This window comes from Paenarthrobacter nitroguajacolicus (assembly GCF_029952445.1).
GTDB lineage: Bacteria > Actinomycetota > Actinomycetes > Actinomycetales > Micrococcaceae > Arthrobacter > Arthrobacter nitroguajacolicus_B.
This window is the reverse complement of record NZ_JAQPPK010000006.1, coordinates 60271-76331: the sequence shown is the minus strand read 5'-3', so window position 1 is coordinate 76331 and position 16061 is coordinate 60271. Positions and strand designations below refer to the sequence as shown.

The window sequence follows — 16061 nt, the reverse complement described above, 5'->3', positions numbered from 1 at the left end:
GAGCGTCCGTGCCCTAGGCCGTGGCCAGTCCCTCCACCGGCGACAAGCGGGCCGCCCGCCGTGCCGGGATGACCGATGCCAACAGTCCTGCCACGACGGCCACGCCGAACACCGCTGCCAACTGCAGCCAGGGAACGGTCGGAACAACGCTCGCCAAGCCTCCAAGGGTTGCCTGCGCACCGAGCCATCCATACACGACGCCCAAGCCCGCGCCCATGATGGCGGCCACACCGGCAACCAGCACAGCCTCAATCGCCAACATCCCGCGCAGTTGACCCGTGGTCAGCCCCAGCGCCCGGAGGAGCGAATTCTCGCGCGTCCGTTCCAGCACGGACAGGGACAGCGTGTTGGCCACGCCGATCAACGCGATCACCACGGCGACTCCCAGGAGCCCCGTCACCACCAACAACAGGACGTCGATGATGCTGTTGAAGGTCACGCGTTCAATGGCTGCGCCGCTGACTGTCCGCTCGTGGACACCCAAAGCTGCTGCGATGTCCTTCTGGATCGCCTGGACGCGGTCGCCGGATACCGAATCATCGAGTTTCACCCACACCATCCCCGGTGCTTCCGGGAGGGGACCGGAGGTGATGCTGGAGGACTCCACGAACGCCGGGACGTGCCGGGTCCGGAGGACCGTGGCGTCGAGGGTAACAGTGCCGCCCGCCGTCGATATGTTCGCCGCACCCTTCGGAGAGTCTTCGGGCAAGTAGACGGTTCCGGGACTTGGCTTCAGGTGGTTGTCACGAAGCACTGATGCCGCCTCTGCAGCAGATAGGCCATAAACAGTGGTGGTGCCACCGATCGTTTCGTCATGGATAGTGCCTACGGGCTTCAGCAGGACAGCCGCGCTGACGCCGTCGAGCCCTTTGATCCTGGTGAGCGCCCCGGAAGGGTCGCCGGAAGCGGCGGTCTGCGCCGACAGGTCCACCGGATAGTTCTCCGCCAGGGTGTCGTTGAAGGCCTGCCGGGACGTCGCAGCCCCGGTCATCATGAGTGACACCAGAGTGACACCGATCAGCAATGCCGCCGCAGTGGCAGAAGTGCGGGCAGGGTTGCGGGTGGCGTTCACTGCAGCGAGCTTGCCCGGGACCCCTGCCGGCGCCGCCAAACGGCCAGCCAGGGCAACCACTGTGGGGATGAACAAGGTTGAGCACAGCAGGATGCCCACGAACGAGGCCGCACCGCCCAGCAAGGCAACCGCGAGCATCACGTTGATGCTGCCGTACACCAGAAGCGCAGCTCCACCCACCAGAGCTGCCAGGCCCAGGAAAAGCCTGACCCTGCCGCGTCGGTTCCGTACGGAGGCGTCGTCCGCCGGGCGCAAGGCTGCAAGAGGCGCGACGGCGGTGGCTGCCTTCGCGGGCACCAGCGCCGCGACAACAGTCAGCAGGGTTCCAGCCACCAGGCCTGCGATGATGGCCGACGGCGGCACGGCCAACGTCGCGAACGCCTGTTCGGGCTGCGCCCTGGCCCAGGCAATCAAGCCCGTCATGAGGCCAGTCGCCGCGAGTACGCCCAGCACTGAGGAAACGAAGCCAACTACAAGGGCCTCCAACATGACCGAGCCCCGGATCTGTCCTCGTCCGGCGCCAAGGCAACGCAAAAGTGCCAGCTCCCTGGTCCGCTGGGCCACCAGGACGGAGAAGGTATTGGCCACCACCAAGGTAGAGACCAGGATGGCAATGCCGGCGAAGGCCAACAGGACAATCGTCAACTGGTCCTGGCCGGCGCTCAGCATGGCCACCGTCGACGTCACCTTTTCCTGTGCAGTCTCCAGCACCGGGCCCGACGCGCCGGCAGCTTCCATCCTGTGGGCGATGTAGTCCTTGGCCGAAGCAACGTCTTCACCCGGTTTCAGGGCGAACTGCAACCCGGAGAACCCCGCTCCAGCGTCCTGGACGGCGTTCAGGACAGGCTCGGAGGCAACAATCTGTGCCGCTGAGGAAGAGAAGGGGTCATTGGTGGCTCGGATCAAGCCCGAGATAGTGACCTTCGCGATCTTGACCGGACCCCCGCCGTGCAATTCCAACGTGCTGCCAACAGCCAGGCCCAGATGCTCAGCAGTCTTGGCGTCGATGGCAGCTTCCAGGGCGTTGGCGGGCATGGAACCGGAGGAGAGGATGGAACCTTCCAAGGACGCTGGTGCGGCATTTCGCAGCCGCCCGTATTGCTCGCCCCCACCGGCTTCGAAGGTCACGTACGTTGAGCGCTCCGCGTAGGTGGCTTCAACGGCCGGTGATGAGGCGGCCGCATCAACCGCGGCCTGGGTGAAGGGCTCGCCGTTCTTGGACGTCGCCACGAGATCGGCGTTGCGATAGGCCTCGCCAATGCTCGCGCCCAACGAGGCATTGGTACTGGCTCCGACCATGAGCGTCGAGGAAAGGAACATGACGGACAGCAAGACGGCAAGCCCGATGGCTATGAACCGCCGGAAATGCGTCGTCAACTGGGAAAGGGCAACGCGCAGCATGCCTCAGGCCCCCAGCTTGCCGAGGGCTGTCAGGACGGAATCAGCGGTGGGCTGGTGGATCTCGCCCACCAGGCCGCCGTCGCTCATCAACACCACCCGGTCGGCGTAGCTGGCTGCCACAGGATCGTGGGTGACCATGATGATGGTCTGGCCCATTTCCTGGCTGCTCCGGCGCAGCAGGGCCAGCACTTCTCCGCCGGCCTTCGAATCCAGGTTGCCTGTTGGTTCGTCACCAAACACGACGTCGGGACGCGTCAAGAGTGCCCGGGCTACTGCCACGCGCTGCTGCTGGCCGCCGGACAACTCGTGCGGACGGTGCTTCAACCTGTCCTTCAGCCCAAGGGTGTTAACGACGGTTTCCATCCACCCGGCGTCGGCCGTGGTTCCTGCCAAGGCGAGCGGAAGCGTGATGTTCTGCTCCGCCGTCAAGGTTGGTACCAGGTTGAAGGCCTGGAACACGAAGCCGATCCGCTCCCGGCGAAGCGCGGTGAGCTGGCGGTCGTTAAGCCCGGTGAGGTCCGTGCCACCGAGGACGATCCGGCCCGAGTCGGCGGTATCCAGTCCCGCGAGGCAATGCATCAGCGTGGACTTGCCCGAGCCCGATGGGCCCATGATGGCCGTGAACTTTCCGGCCTCGAAGCTTACCGAGACCTCGTTCAAGGCGGTCACGCTGGTATCGGCGCGTCCGTAGCTCTTGGTCAGGTTGAAGGCCTCGACGGCGGGACGGGCTTGGGCGGCGTCGGATCCAGCCGGGCGGCCGGTTCCGGGAGGGTGGGGGAGAGGCGTGAATGTCGTCATGTTTCCACGCTATGGTCGGCCGCATGCCCGCCGGATCGGGCCATGGTCCCATTTGGTGCCGGCAGGTGCTCATACCGTGGTCTGAGCCGGACTAAACCCCCGGAGCCACCACACCGGTTTCGTAGGCGATCACTACCACTTGCACACGGTCCCGTGCCCCGAGCTTGGCCAGGATATGCCCCACGTGGGTTTTCACCGTTGCTTCGGAAAGGAAAAGTCCAGCAGCGATCTCCGGATTCGACTGTCCCTGTGCGATGAGCTGGAACACTTCGCGCTCGCGGTTCGTCAGGGTTTCGACGGCGGCAGCGTGTTCACTCTGCTCCGGTGACTGGGTCCTGAGCAGGGGCGCTACATGGTCCAGTAGGCGGCGGGTGGTGGACGGCGCTATGACCGCATCCCCGCGGTAGACAGTCCGGATGGCTTCAAGGAGTTCTTCCGGCGGTGCATCCTTCAGGAGGAACCCGCTGGCGCCGGCCTGGATGGCTGCCAAAGCGTACTCATCAAGGTCGAAAGTGGTGAGGACCACGATCTTGACTTCCGCGCGTTGGGAACCGGCCGGCTGTGCTGCTGCCTGCTCCAGGATGCGGCGGGTGGCTTCGATGCCGTCCATACCGGGCATGCGGACATCCATGAGGACCACGTCCGCGGCGGTGGCGCTGAGGGCTTGGATGGCTTCGATCCCGTTGCCCGCTTCAGCCACCACATCGAGGTCCGGCTGTGAATTGATCAGCATGCCAAGGCCCGAACGGACCAGCTGTTGGTCGTCAACGAGTGCAACCCGGATGGGCGCGGGGAGTTCAGGCATTACTTCAGGCCTCCGAATAGGGAATGAAAGCGGACACACGGAAACCGCCGCCCTGTTCGGGGCCGGCCGTCAATGACCCATCGTAGAGCGAGACGCGCTCGCCCATTCCGCGCAGGCCATTGCCCCCTCCCGCCGCAGGAGGATCGGCAGCGGCGCCCCGGCCGTCGTCGACGATGTCCAGCTGAAGGCCGCGGCCCTGCCACGTCAGCGTCACGTTGGCGGTGGCTTTGGGCCCGGCATGCTTCATGACGTTGGTGAGCGACTCCTGGATGATGCGATACGCCGTGAGTTCCGCACCGGCAGGGAGGGGCCTCCGCGGAGTGCCCACCTGCTGGAACCCGACTTGGAGGGTGGCTGCGCGGAAACCCAGGAGCAGTTCGTCCAGGTCCGAAAGCCGGGGTTGCGGACGCGTGGGGGAGTCGCCGTCAGAGCGCAGGACGCCAAGGAGCCTGCGCATCTCACCCAGCGAATCCCTGCCCGTCGCTGCGATGGTGGCCAGGGCTTCGGTGGCAAGTTCCGGTTTAGCGGCTGCGGCGTATCGGGCACCATCAGCCTGGGTGATGATGACGGAAAGGGAATGGGCCACGATGTCGTGCATCTCCCGGGCGATGTGCGAACGTTCGTCGGCAGCGGCCAGTTTCCGTTCCTGCAGCTGCTCCACTTCCATCCGGCGTGTACGGTCCTCGAGGGCTTGGAGCTGGAGCCGGCGTACTCGGGTCAGATCGCCCAGGGTCCAGCTCACCAGGACAAGCATCCAGATCAACACTGTGTACAGCGCACCGATGGTGAGGCCCATGATGCCCGACTCCACGCCTCCCGCGTATTCGCGTGTAGTGAGCATGACGCCCCCTACCAGGCCGGCAACAAGGACTGTGCGGCTTGCCCACGCCGGGCCATAGGCGGCAGTGGCGTAGATGACCAAAGGAACAGCGATTTGGCCCGCCACCGGTTCGGCGCCTGCCGTCCATTGGATAAGGCACACAAGGATTACGACGCCGGCCGCTACCGCCGGACGGGTCCGTCGCCATGCGAGGGGCAACAGGAGGCTGCAGGACAGGAGGAACAGCCAGGGGCGGTCGGCCAGGAGGTAGACGGGGCCGAACAACAGGATGAGGAGGCAGGTTGCCGTCAAGTCCACTTTGAAGCGGTTGATCCGGAACCATTCATATACTGCATGCCTTCTGTCCACGCTACGACTCTATGCGCTGGGTCCGGCCGTAGGCATCATGCCGTGGTCTGACTCCTCCCGCCCGAGTGTTCGAAGAGTGAGACGATTTTGACCAGCATGTGGATTGCTTGGCTAGATAGACGTATGAGTGCATCGTCCATCAATCTCGCTGTCATCCCCGGCGATGGCATTGGCCCGGAGGTCATTGCCGAAGCTGTCAAGGTCCTCGAAAAGGCTGTTGCCGCCGAGGGCGTCACCCTTGAGCAGACCCACTATAAGCTTGGTGCCCAGCACTGGCTTGAGACAGGCGAGACCCTTCCGGACGAGGTTCTTGCAGACCTCTGCACCCGCGATGCCATCCTCTTCGGCGCCGTTGGTGCAGCACCTGGAGACACCCGCATTCCTTCGGGCATCATCGAGCGCGAGATGCTCCTCAAGCTCCGCTTCAGCCTGGACCACTTCGTGAACCTGCGCCCTTCCCGGTTGTACGGAACTGTCGGCAGTCCCTTGGCTGATCCCGGGACGATCGACTTCATCGTGGTCCGCGAAGGCACGGAGGGCCCTTACGTTGGAAACGGTGGCACCTTGCGCGGCGGCACGCCGCACGAGGTAGCCACGGAGGTCTCCCTGAACACGGCCCACGGCGTGGAGCGCGTTGTCCGCGATGCCTTCCGGCGCGCAAGCGAGCGTCCGCGCAAGCATGTGACCCTCGTCCACAAGCACAACGTCCTGGTATTCGCCGGACACCTGTGGAAGCGCACGGTTGAGGCAGTGGCCCAGGAATTCCCGGACGTCACCCATGATTACCTGCACATCGACGCGGCCACCATCTTCATGGTCACTGATCCCTCGCGCTTCGATGTGATCGTCACGGACAACCTCTTTGGCGACATCCTCACCGACCTCGCTGCTGCCGTCACGGGCGGCATCGGCCTGGCCGCATCGGGGAACATCAACATGGACCGCACCGCACCGTCCATGTTCGAACCCGTCCACGGCTCTGCTCCGGACATCGCCGGCCAGCAGAAAGCCGACCCCACCGCGGCCATCCTCTCCGCAGTGCTGCTTTTGGACCACCTTGGCTACACCACGGCGGCCCGGAAGATCGAAGCGGCAGTAGTTGCCGACGTCGAAAACCGTGATGGCAAGCCGCGCAGCACAGCTGCCATTGGCGATGCCATCGCGGCCGCACTTTAGGCCCATTACCCAGGCGTAAGCTTGTCTTGAATTATTTATCTGCTTCCCTGGTCCATCGCTGAACCACCCCTTTTTTCGGGAAACCGGTTCGCCATGCCAGGTAGCTGACTGTGGAGGAAACATGACTCAGACTGCCCATGGCGTCGAATTCAGCCAGCAGCTCTCGGAAAACCCGAAGTCTGCTGGGGAGCGTGCAGCCGTCCTGGCGAACCCGGGCTTTGGCGACTACTTCACCGACCACACCGCCGTCGTCGATTACAAGGTCGACGCCGATGGCACTGGCGGTTGGCAGAATGCCCGTATCGAGCCGTATGGACCCATCTCGCTTGACCCTTCGGCCGCCGTCCTGCACTACGGCCAGGAGATTTTTGAGGGCCTGAAAGCGTATCGCCATGCCGATGGTTCCGTGTGGACCTTCCGGCCCGAAGCCAACGCAGCCCGCCTGAACAAGTCGGCTCGCCGACTGGCACTCCCGGAACTGCCCGAAGAGTACTTCATCGGTGCCATCCGCGAACTCGTGCAGGCAGACCAGGAATGGGTTCCGTCCGGCGACGGCGAAGCCCTCTACCTGCGTCCGTTCATGATCGCTACGGAGGCCTTCCTGGGTGTCCGTGCTGCGCGTGAGGTGTCCTTCCGGGTCATCGCTTCCCCGGCCGGCAACTACTTCGGTGGCGAGCTCAAGCCGGTCTCCATCTGGATCTCCCGCGAGTACGCCCGCGCTGGCCGTGGTGGTACCGGTGCGGCCAAGTGCGGCGGCAACTACGCCGCCTCTCTGATCGCCCAGCAGGAAGCCGAAGCCAACGGCTGCAAGCAGGTCCTCTTCCTGGACCACTTCAACGACGACGCCGTTGAGGAACTTGGCGGCATGAACGTCTTCTTCGTGATGAAGGACGGCTCGTTGGTCACGCCTGCCCTCAGCGGCACCATCCTCGCGGGCGTCACCCGCATGTCGGTCATCCAGGTGGCCAAGGACATGGGCCGCGAGGTTTCCGAGCGCAAGATCACCCTCGATGAGTGGCGCGACGGCGTTGCCTCCGGTGAGATCACGGAAGTTTTTGCCTGCGGTACTGCGGCTGTGATCACTCCGATTGGTGTTCTCAAGGACGCAACCGAGTTCATCGGCGCGGAAGATGCCAAGGCCGGCGAAACCACCATGGCCATCCGCGAGAAGCTCCTCGGAATCCAGACCGGAGTTGTCGAGGACACCCACGGCTGGCTCACGCGACTGGTCTGATCTGCGGCTCGGTCCAACCGGACGGCCCCACTGAACGGTCCAACTGAACGACCACACTTAACGACGGCGGCCGGTTACCTTGATATCAAGGTGACCGGCCGCCGTCGTCCCCCATCGCTCTTTCACGTAACCGCCCCTTTCCCGCGAACCGTCTCTCACGTAACCCCCTTTCCCGCGAACCGTCTCTCACGTAACCCCCGTTTCCCGCGAACCGTCTCTCACGTAACCCCCGTTTCCCGCGAACCGTCTCTCACGTAACCGCCCCTTTCCCGCGAACCCTCTCTCACCGAAGACCATCGGGTGATTGAGGGTCGGGTGGGAGGGGCGGTTTGGTGATTGAGGGTCGGGTGGAGGGGGTGGGTAGGTGATAGAGGGTCGGGTGGGAGGGGTGGGTAGGTGATAGAGGGTCAGGCGGAAGGGGCGGGTAGGTGATAGAGGGTCGGTAGAGGTGCCAAGATGGGACTGTGACTTCTGAACCAATGGCGACTCCGGATAGCGCACCCACAAGCTCCTCCCTGCAGCGCAGCAGCGAACTGACACGCTTCAGGCTTGCCCCCAACCCGGGCCCGATGAGCCTTGACGGCACCAACTCATACATCATCAGTGCACCGAATTCCGGCAGCACGGTTGTTGTTGACCCGGGCCCTGCTGATGAACAACACCTGGCGGAACTGGCTGCTGCGGGCACAGTGGAGCTGGTCCTCATCACCCATCGTCACGCCGACCACACCGAAGCCTCCGCGCGCTTCCACGCACTGACAGGCGCGCCTGTCCGGGCGGCCCTGAGCGAGTACTGCCACGGGGGCGAGCCGCTCCAGGGCGGTGAAGTCATCACCGCGGGCGGCGTTGAAATCCGCGTTCTGGCAACCCCCGGCCACACCTCGGATTCAGTATGCTTCCATCTTCCTGGCGACGGGGCGCACGGGTCGGTCCTCACCGGCGATACCATCCTGGGCAGGGGCACTACCGTGCTGGACTACCCGGATGGCCGGCTGGGGGACTACCTTGACAGTCTGGACAAGCTCGAAGCACTCGGCACGGCAACACTGCTCCCGGCACACGGGCCTGTTCTTCCTGCCGTTGACGCAAAGTGCCGCGAGTACCGTGAGCACCGCAAGCAACGCCTGGAACAGATCCGTTCAGCCCTCGCGCAGGTGGGCAATGATGCCACCATCGCCCAAGTGACGGACGTGGTGTACGCCGACGTCGATCCTTCAGTCAGGTGGGCGGCTGAGACGTCCGTCGCGGCACAGTTGGATTACCTCCGAAGCTAGGGCGTGACTGTAGGCTTGAGCCCATGCGTATCGCCCGGTTTGTAGTTGATTCTGATCCCCTTTACGGCGTTGTCGAAGGCGAGCCCGGCAGTGAGGAAATCACTGTCATCAACGGCGACCCCTTCTTCAATGGCGTCGAACGTACCCATGTGAAGCACAAGCTGGAGGACGTTCGGCTCCTGGCCCCGATCATTCCGCGCAGCAAGGTCATTGGCGTCGGCCGGAACTTCGCCGAGCACGCTGCGGAGCTTGGCAATGAAGTCCCGCAGCAGCCATTGCTTTTCCTCAAGCCGAACACGTCGGTGATCGGCCCGAACGATCCCATCGTCCTTCCTTCGTTCTCGGAGGAGGTTTCCTTCGAGGCCGAGCTGTGCGTAGTGATTGGCCGCATCTGCAAGGACGTCCCCGAGGACCGCGTGGACGATGTCATCTTCGGCTACACCTGCGGTAATGACCTCACGGCCCGCGATGTCCAGAAGACAGACCTCCAGTGGGCCCGCGCCAAGGGATTCGACACCTCTGCACCCCTCGGACCGTGGATCGAGACCGAACTTGACCACGAGGACCTCACTATCCAGGGCCGTCTCAATGGTGAGGTTCGCCAGGATGGCAACACGAACCAGATGATCCGCGGCGTGCGCGAACTCGTCTCAATCGTCTCGCAGGCGTTCACCCTGCTTCCGGGTGACGTCATCATGACCGGAACCCCGGCCGGCGTCGGCCTCGTCTCCGAAGGCGACCGCTTTGAGGTGGAGATCGAAGGCATCGGCCGCCTGTCCAACCCGGTGGTGCGCCGCTAGGGCCGCCAGCCAAAGCAAAGCACGACGGCGGCAGTCGCCTTTCGGACGAAAGGTCACTACCGCCGTCGTGAGCCTCCGCCCGGGAAACCGGAGCGGTGCCAAGCGGTAAAGTTGGAACTACTATGACTACTGCTTCTGCGTCCAACGCTGCCTCCAGCGCCATCCCCGCCGTCAACGCCGAGACCCCGGTCCGCGTCCGTTTCTGCCCGTCACCTACGGGTACGCCGCACGTTGGCCTGATCCGCACCGCCCTGTTCAACTGGGCGTACGCGCGCCACACCGGCGGCAAGTTGATCTTCCGCATCGAGGACACGGACTCTGCCCGCGACAGCGAAGAGAGCTACCACCAGCTGCTGGACGCGCTGAAGTGGCTCGGCATCAACTGGGATGAAGGCGTAGAGGTCGGCGGACCGCACGAGCCTTACCGCCAGTCGCAGCGCGGCGAGATCTACCAGGACGTCATCGCCAAGCTCAAGGCCGGGGGACACGTCTACGAGTCGTACTCCACCCCGGACGAGATCGAAGCACGCCACAAGGCTGCAGGCCGCGACCCCAAGCTGGGCTACGACGGCTTTGACCGCCACCTCACCGAAGAGCAGCTTGCACAGTTCAAGGCTGAGGGCCGTGAGGCCGTCCTGCGCCTCCGCATGCCCGACGAGGACCTGACCTTCAACGACCTCGTGCGTGGTGAGATCACCTTCAAGGCCGGTTCTGTTCCGGACTTCGCAGTTGTCCGTGCCAATGGCGCCCCGCTGTACACCTTGGTCAACCCGGTGGACGACGCCCTCATGGGAATCACCCATGTCCTGCGCGGCGAGGACCTCCTGAGCTCCACCCCTCGCCAGATTGCGCTCTACCGTGCCCTGCACGCCATCGGTGTTGCCGAATACATGCCGGAGTTCGGGCATCTCCCGTACGTCATGGGCCAGGGCAACAAGAAGCTGTCCAAGCGCGACCCCGAGTCCAGCCTGTTCCTGCACCGCGAACGTGGCTTCATCCCGGAGGGCCTCCTCAACTACCTGTCGCTGCTCGGCTGGTCGCTGAGCGCGGACGAAGACATATTCACCGTTGAGCAGCTCGTGGCCAACTTCGACATCCACGATGTCCTGGGCAACCCGGCCCGCTTTGACATCAAAAAGGCCGAGGCCATCAACGGAACCCATGTCCGGATGCTTGCTCCCGAGGACTTCAAGCAGCGCCTGGTGCCGTACCTGCGCGCCGCCGGTTTCGTGGGCGAGATCCTTACTCCCCGGCAGGAAGAGATCCTGGCCGAGGCCGCCCCGCTGGTCCAGGAACGCATCACCCTCCTGGGCGAGGCGCCGGAAATGCTTGCCTTCCTGTTCAAAGCCGACGACGCCATCGATGTTGCAGACGATGCCCGCAAGGGTCTCCCAGCCAACCTGGAGGAGGTTCTGGACGCCGCCCTGGCCGCCCTGGAACCCATCGAAGAGTGGACGGCGGAGAACATCCAGACCGCGCTCAAGCAGGCGCTGGTGGAGGACCTGGGCATCAAGCCCCGGGCAGCCTTCGGACCCGTACGCACGGCTATTTCCGGCCGCCGCATCTCCCCGCCGCTGTTCGAGTCGATGGTGATTCTGGGCAAGGATTCATCGTTGGCCCGCGTTCGCGCTTTCCGCGGCTAAGGGCGGTACCGGTCATGGCGATTGCAACTTCTTTCGGCGCTATCCGCGGTGTCCTGTTCGACATCGACGACACCCTGGTGGACCTTGAATACGCCATGACGACGGCGTTGCGTGACGTCAGTGAACATCTCCTGCCCGGCCTTGACCAGGCCGGGTGGGTGAAGTTCGGCCGGATCTTCACGCATGAAACCACCCATTTCTACGACCGTTACCTCGCCGGTGAACTGACGTTCAACGAACAGAGGCTGCTCCGGGGCCGTGCTGCTTTGGGCCACTTCGGCGTGGAGCTCGAAGACGGCGAGGAATCGCAGGCGTGGGTGGCTGAATACCACCAACGGCAAACGGCGTACGTGCAGGCCTTTGGTGACGTGGCAGGGGTTCTGGACTCCCTCGACGCCGCAGGTGTTCCCTACGGGGCGGTCAGCAACAACGTGCACGACTACCAGCGCGCCAAGCTCGACGGCGCCGGCCTCTCAAGGATCCGTATCCTCGTGGGCACCGACACTGTGGGTGTCGCCAAACCTGATCCAGCGATCTATCTTGAGGGTGTGCGGCTTCTGGGCACCGAGCCTGGAGAGACCCTCTATGTGGGCGACAACCGGCTGCTCGATGCTGACGGTGCCACTGCGGCAGGACTGGTGGGCGTTTGGCTCAACAGGACAGGCGAGGTGGTGGAGGAGTTCACGGGCAGGCAGGTAGATTCGCTGGCGCAATTACTGTCCAAAGCTCCAACGGCCGCCTGAGGACTTATGTGATGCAGGTAACGGCTTGCCGATTTGTGCAGGTGGCAAGACTCCGGTAGAGTCATTACTCGTGCTGAGGGGCACGGAGGGAAAAGCCAAGGGAAACCGGGGCGCGGAACTCCGGTCCAAAAGTCACTTTGGGATATGGTGTAATTGGCAACACTACGGTTTCTGGTACCGTCATTCTAGGTTCGAGTCCTGGTATCCCAGCTCTGAAATTCCGCGTAAATCCGCAGGAAATTCGGAAACCTCAAGTCGTGAAAGCGATTTGGAGCGAAGCTGAAAGTATGAAATACTCATTCAGCTTGATCGCCGGAAACGGTGACAAAAAAGTGCAAGGCCCCATCGTATAGCGGCCTAGTACGCCGCCCTCTCACGGCGGTAACGCGGGTTCGAATCCCGCTGGGGTCACAAATGAATCCCCCGGAACATATGTTCCGGGGGATTTCTTTTTTCCCAATCCGCCTGCCCAGCGTCCCTGACCGGAAACGGACTGGCATGATGATGCTGTGACCGAACACGTAGACCCGTCAGCATCCCGGGCCAGCCCGGCAGTGCCTCGCTTGCCCCAAGGGGCGGCGGCCGCCGTCGATACCCTCGAAGCTGCGCGTGCCGGACTTGCGGCCACGACTCTTCCCCTGGCCGTTCCCGAAGCGCAGGAAGGCCGGCAATGGATCCGGGAGTGCTTGGCGCAGCTCGATGACTACATCATTCCCCGCTACCGAAGCCTGGACGCCCCGCTGCTGGCCGTCGTCGGCGGTTCAACGGGAGCGGGCAAGTCCACGCTGGTCAATGCCCTGGTTGGCTTCCCTGTGACCCGTGCGGGGGCCATCAGGCCTACGACCCGCCAGCCGATCCTCCTGCACCACCCCAAGGACGCTGAATGGTTTGAAGGGCAACGGATCCTCCCGGGCCTGCAGCGGATCCGCGGAACGGTGTCGGCGGTTCCGGTGCCGGCCAACCAGGCCGGCGTGGCGCCCGACGCGCAGGTAGTCACCTCGCTGGTGCTGGCGGGGCATGACACAGTTCCCCAGGGCATTGCACTTCTGGACGCCCCCGATGTGGACTCCATATCCGACGAAAACCGCAGGCTTGCCGCCCAATTGCTGGCCGCTGCCGATCTTTGGATCTTTGTCACTACAGCAAACCGCTACGCCGACGCCGTACCTTGGCGGCTGCTTCTGGACGCGGCTTCGCGGGACATCACCGTAGCCGTGGTCCTGGACCGGGTGCCGCCGGCGGCCGAGGAGGAAGTCAGGGCCGATCTGGAGGCGATGCTTGACCGCCAGGGACTCGGGGAAGCGAATCTCTTTGTCGTGCCCGAGAGTGCCTTGGACGGGTTGGGAATGCTGCCGGATGAAGCTGTAGATCCCCTGCGCCGGTGGCTGGGAGCGTTGGCAGCCAATGCGTCCGGCCGGGCCGAGGTTGCCCGTCGGACCCTCAACGGTGCCATTAGGGCCGTCAGCCTCCGTTTGGAGGGCGTAGCGGCTGCCGCAGCGGCACAGGAAGCTGCCGCCCGCGACCTGGAGAGCTCGTGCGCAGAGGAATATGGGCAGGCCCTGGCCCGCATCCTGGACGCCACCAAAGACGGGTCGCTCCTGCGCGGTGAAGTATTGGCGCGCTGGCAGGACTTTGTGGGAACGGGAGAGTTCTTCCGGACCCTGGAACAGAACATCGGCCGCATGAGGGACCGGATGGGCGCCTTTTTCCGCGGTGAACCAGCTCCGGCGGTGAAGGTGGAGACCGCGATCGAGACAGGGCTGCAGGCCGTGATCCTGGATGAAGCCGCCAACGCCGCGGAGAACGTGGACAGGCGCTGGCGCTCGGACCCGGCAGGCCGTCAACTTCTGGGCCCCGATGACCTCTCGGGAACCAGTGAGGGGTTCGACGCCAAGGCAGCCGCGGCCATTCGCACTTGGCAGGAAGGCCTCATGGAGATGATCCGCACGCAGGGCCAGGGCAAACGAACCCAGGCCCGGTGGCTGTCCTTCGGGGTCAACGGTTTGGGTGCTGCGCTCATGGTGGTGGTGTTTTCCATGACGGCGGGACTGAGCGGTTTGGAGATCGGCATCGCAGGTGGGACAGCTGTGGTCGGACAGAAGCTGCTGGAAGCGGTGTTCGGCGAGGACGCCGTCCGTCGCCTTGCCCAGCAGGCCCGTCAAGACCTGCACACGCAGTGCCAGCGACTTCTGGATGAGGAACGAAAACGCTTCCTAAGCCGGCTTGAGGCCACCCCTGCAGGTTCAGGCAAGGATCTTTTGCTGCACGCCAAGGCTCTGCGCCGGCTGGCAGGAGCCGCATGAGCCGCCACGGACTTGTCCGGGAGTCGTCCCAATTGCAGCGCAGGCTTGAAGCACTCAATACTGCCCGGGAACTCGCCGAGGGTGTCCTTCCGGATCAGGAACTGCAGTCCGTCTATGACGTCCTGGAGCGTGCGGCGTCCCGTCGTTCATTATCGGCAGGGCATACCGTGGTGGGCTTCTTCGGTGCTACCGGCAGTGGCAAGTCCTCGTTGTTCAACGCGGTTTCCGGGAGCGGACTGGCTACTGCCGCCGCGCGCCGGCCCACTACGTCAGAGCCGTTGGCCGGCATTTGGGGCGAAGAGGGCAGTGGCCCCCTGCTCGACTGGCTGGAGGTAAAGGAGCGCCACGTCCTGCCACCGGTTCCTGGTTTTGCTGAAGCAGATGCCGGACTGGTGCTCCTGGATTTGCCGGATTTCGATTCCACCCGATTGGAAAACCGCGATATTGTCCAGCGGATGGTGGGCATGGTCGATGTCCTCGTGTGGGTCATGGATCCGCAGAAATATGCCGACGCTGCGGTGCACAACGAGTTCCTGAGGCCCATGGCCTCCCATGGTGCCGTCACCTTGGTTGTCCTGAATCAGGTAGACCGGCTCAGCGCCCCGGATGCTGCCGCGGTCATCGAATCCCTGGAAGGAATCCTGGCCCGGGACGGTCTGGGCATGGTTCGCGTGGTGGGCGCGTCCGCGTTGACGGGCGACGGCGTCGCGGCCGTCCGTGGGGCCATCAGGAACGTCGTTGTCCAGCGGGCGGCCACGACGCAGCGCTTGGCCGCCGACGTCGCCAAGGCCGCTGCGGGGCTGTCCGAAGCTTCCGGAGAGGGCGAAGCGCGGGGCATCAAGGGAAGCGCGAGGACCCGCCTTGCCTCGGAATTGGCGACGGCGGCCAACGTACCTGTCGTGGTGGATGCGGTCGAGCGGTCCTTCCGGAAGGAGTCTGCCCGCAGGACTGGCTGGCCGGTAACGCGCTGGTTGTTGCGCTTCCGTCCTGATCCCCTCCGGCGACTGAACCTCGGCCGCAGCGACACCAGGCCTGAACTGAGCCGAACATCCTTGCCACCGGCCGGTGCGCCTGAGCGTGCGCGCACTGATGCCGCCGTCAGGGAGTTTGCGGATGAGGCATCGGCAGGCGCGCCCGGTCCATGGCGTGCGACCATCCGGGCAGCTGCACGGGAGGGGCGTGACCAATTGCCGGACGCGCTGGACCAGGCAATTGCAGGCGCGGACCTGAAGACCTCCAAACGCCCGCTGTGGTGGCCGCTGTTCAACACCTTGCAGTGGCTCGCACTCCTGCTGGCAGTCGGCGGCCTCGGATGGCTCGGGGTCCTGGCGGCTTTGGGCTATTTCCAAATGCCAGTGCCGGAGGTTCCACGCACGGAAGGATGGCCGTGGCCCACGCTGATGGTGGCTGGAGGCGTGGCCTTGGGAGTGCTGTTGGCCATCGCCGGGCGCATCCTGGGTGGTTGGGCGGCCCGGATCAGGGCATCCGGAGCGGCGAAGCGCCTGAAGGCGGCCGTGGCAGTGGTGGCTGAGCAACGGATCGTGGAACCCGTGGATGTGGAAATCACGCGGCTGAAGGCTTTCAACGCTGCGCTGAAAGCTGCCCGCCAAGACTAGATGGATG

General features: G+C 64.2%; 12 protein-coding genes and 2 tRNA genes. 10 read left to right on the top strand and 4 right to left on the bottom strand.

The window, feature by feature from the left end:
- Positions 1–13: 13 nt before the first annotated feature.
- The 4 genes from PJL15_RS05715 to PJL15_RS05700 form a co-directional block, all read right to left on the bottom strand.
- The gene (locus PJL15_RS05715) at positions 14–2473 is read right to left on the bottom strand and encodes an ABC transporter permease (protein WP_281450231.1); all 2460 of its coding nucleotides are present in this window, start codon (positions 2471–2473) and stop codon (positions 14–16) included.
- A 3-nt stretch (positions 2474–2476) separates the two neighbouring features.
- Positions 2477–3271 carry an ABC transporter ATP-binding protein gene (locus PJL15_RS05710; protein WP_281450230.1) on the bottom strand — a complete coding sequence of 265 codons (795 nt, stop codon included), beginning with the start codon at positions 3269–3271 and terminating at the stop codon, positions 2477–2479.
- A 91-nt stretch (positions 3272–3362) separates the two neighbouring features.
- Entirely contained in the window at positions 3363–4076 is a 714-nt protein-coding gene (locus PJL15_RS05705; protein ID WP_281450229.1) for a response regulator, read from the bottom strand.
- A 4-nt stretch (positions 4077–4080) separates the two neighbouring features.
- The gene (locus tag PJL15_RS05700) at positions 4081–5265 is read right to left on the bottom strand and encodes a sensor histidine kinase (RefSeq protein WP_281450228.1); all 1185 of its coding nucleotides are present in this window, start codon (positions 5263–5265) and stop codon (positions 4081–4083) included.
- A gap of 123 nt (positions 5266–5388) precedes the next feature.
- Between PJL15_RS05700 and PJL15_RS05695 the strand changes: the two genes are divergently transcribed.
- From PJL15_RS05695 to PJL15_RS05650, 10 genes are all read left to right on the top strand, one after another.
- Positions 5389–6441: a 3-isopropylmalate dehydrogenase gene (locus PJL15_RS05695; protein ID WP_281450227.1), complete on the top strand. Its 1053-nt coding sequence runs from the start codon at positions 5389–5391 to the stop codon at positions 6439–6441.
- Between the two features lie 121 nt (positions 6442–6562).
- Positions 6563–7675: a branched-chain amino acid aminotransferase gene (locus tag PJL15_RS05690; RefSeq protein ID WP_281450226.1), complete on the top strand. Its 1113-nt coding sequence runs from the start codon at positions 6563–6565 to the stop codon at positions 7673–7675.
- A gap of 479 nt (positions 7676–8154) precedes the next feature.
- Complete coding sequence (locus PJL15_RS05685; protein WP_281450323.1) at positions 8155–8949, top strand: MBL fold metallo-hydrolase; 795 nt, start codon at positions 8155–8157, stop codon at positions 8947–8949.
- Between the two features lie 23 nt (positions 8950–8972).
- Positions 8973–9749: a fumarylacetoacetate hydrolase family protein gene (locus PJL15_RS05680; RefSeq protein WP_281450225.1), complete on the top strand. Its 777-nt coding sequence runs from the start codon at positions 8973–8975 to the stop codon at positions 9747–9749.
- A gap of 122 nt (positions 9750–9871) precedes the next feature.
- Positions 9872–11392 carry a glutamate--tRNA ligase gene (gene gltX / locus PJL15_RS05675; RefSeq protein WP_281450224.1) on the top strand — a complete coding sequence of 507 codons (1521 nt, stop codon included), beginning with the start codon at positions 9872–9874 and terminating at the stop codon, positions 11390–11392.
- Positions 11393–11406: 14 nt separating this feature from the next.
- Positions 11407–12135: an HAD family hydrolase gene (locus PJL15_RS05670; RefSeq protein WP_281450223.1), complete on the top strand. Its 729-nt coding sequence runs from the start codon at positions 11407–11409 to the stop codon at positions 12133–12135.
- A 138-nt stretch (positions 12136–12273) separates the two neighbouring features.
- Positions 12274–12345, top strand: a tRNA-Gln gene (locus PJL15_RS05665).
- Positions 12346–12473: 128 nt separating this feature from the next.
- Positions 12474–12546 (top strand) — tRNA-Glu (locus PJL15_RS05660).
- Between the two features lie 98 nt (positions 12547–12644).
- A complete protein-coding gene (locus PJL15_RS05655) occupies positions 12645–14438 on the top strand; it encodes a dynamin family protein (RefSeq protein WP_432443797.1) in 1794 nt (597 codons plus the stop codon).
- Positions 14435–16054, top strand: a complete 1620-nt coding sequence (locus PJL15_RS05650; protein WP_281450222.1) for a GTPase — start codon at positions 14435–14437, stop codon at positions 16052–16054. The genes PJL15_RS05655 and PJL15_RS05650 overlap by 4 nt, the downstream gene beginning before the upstream one ends.
- The last annotated feature ends 7 nt before the right edge of the window (positions 16055–16061 follow it).

Bases quoted from the DNA above. Each gene is read 5' to 3' on its own strand.
- gltX (WP_281450224.1), top strand. From the start codon at position 9,872: ATGACTACTGCTTCTGCGTCCAACGCTGCCTCCAGCGCCATCCCCGCC.
- PJL15_RS05695 (WP_281450227.1), top strand. From the start codon at position 5,389: ATGAGTGCATCGTCCATCAATCTCGCTGTCATCCCCGGCGATGGCATT.
- PJL15_RS05680 (WP_281450225.1), top strand. From the start codon at position 8,973: ATGCGTATCGCCCGGTTTGTAGTTGATTCTGATCCCCTTTACGGCGTT.
- PJL15_RS05710 (WP_281450230.1), bottom strand. From the start codon at position 3,271: ATGACGACATTCACGCCTCTCCCCCACCCTCCCGGAACCGGCCGCCCG.
- PJL15_RS05685 (WP_281450323.1), top strand. From the start codon at position 8,155: ATGGCGACTCCGGATAGCGCACCCACAAGCTCCTCCCTGCAGCGCAGC.
- PJL15_RS05705 (WP_281450229.1), bottom strand. From the start codon at position 4,076: ATGCCTGAACTCCCCGCGCCCATCCGGGTTGCACTCGTTGACGACCAA.
- PJL15_RS05650 (WP_281450222.1), top strand. From the start codon at position 14,435: ATGAGCCGCCACGGACTTGTCCGGGAGTCGTCCCAATTGCAGCGCAGG.
- PJL15_RS05670 (WP_281450223.1), top strand. From the start codon at position 11,407: ATGGCGATTGCAACTTCTTTCGGCGCTATCCGCGGTGTCCTGTTCGAC.
- PJL15_RS05715 (WP_281450231.1), bottom strand. From the start codon at position 2,473: ATGCTGCGCGTTGCCCTTTCCCAGTTGACGACGCATTTCCGGCGGTTC.
- PJL15_RS05690 (WP_281450226.1), top strand. From the start codon at position 6,563: ATGACTCAGACTGCCCATGGCGTCGAATTCAGCCAGCAGCTCTCGGAA.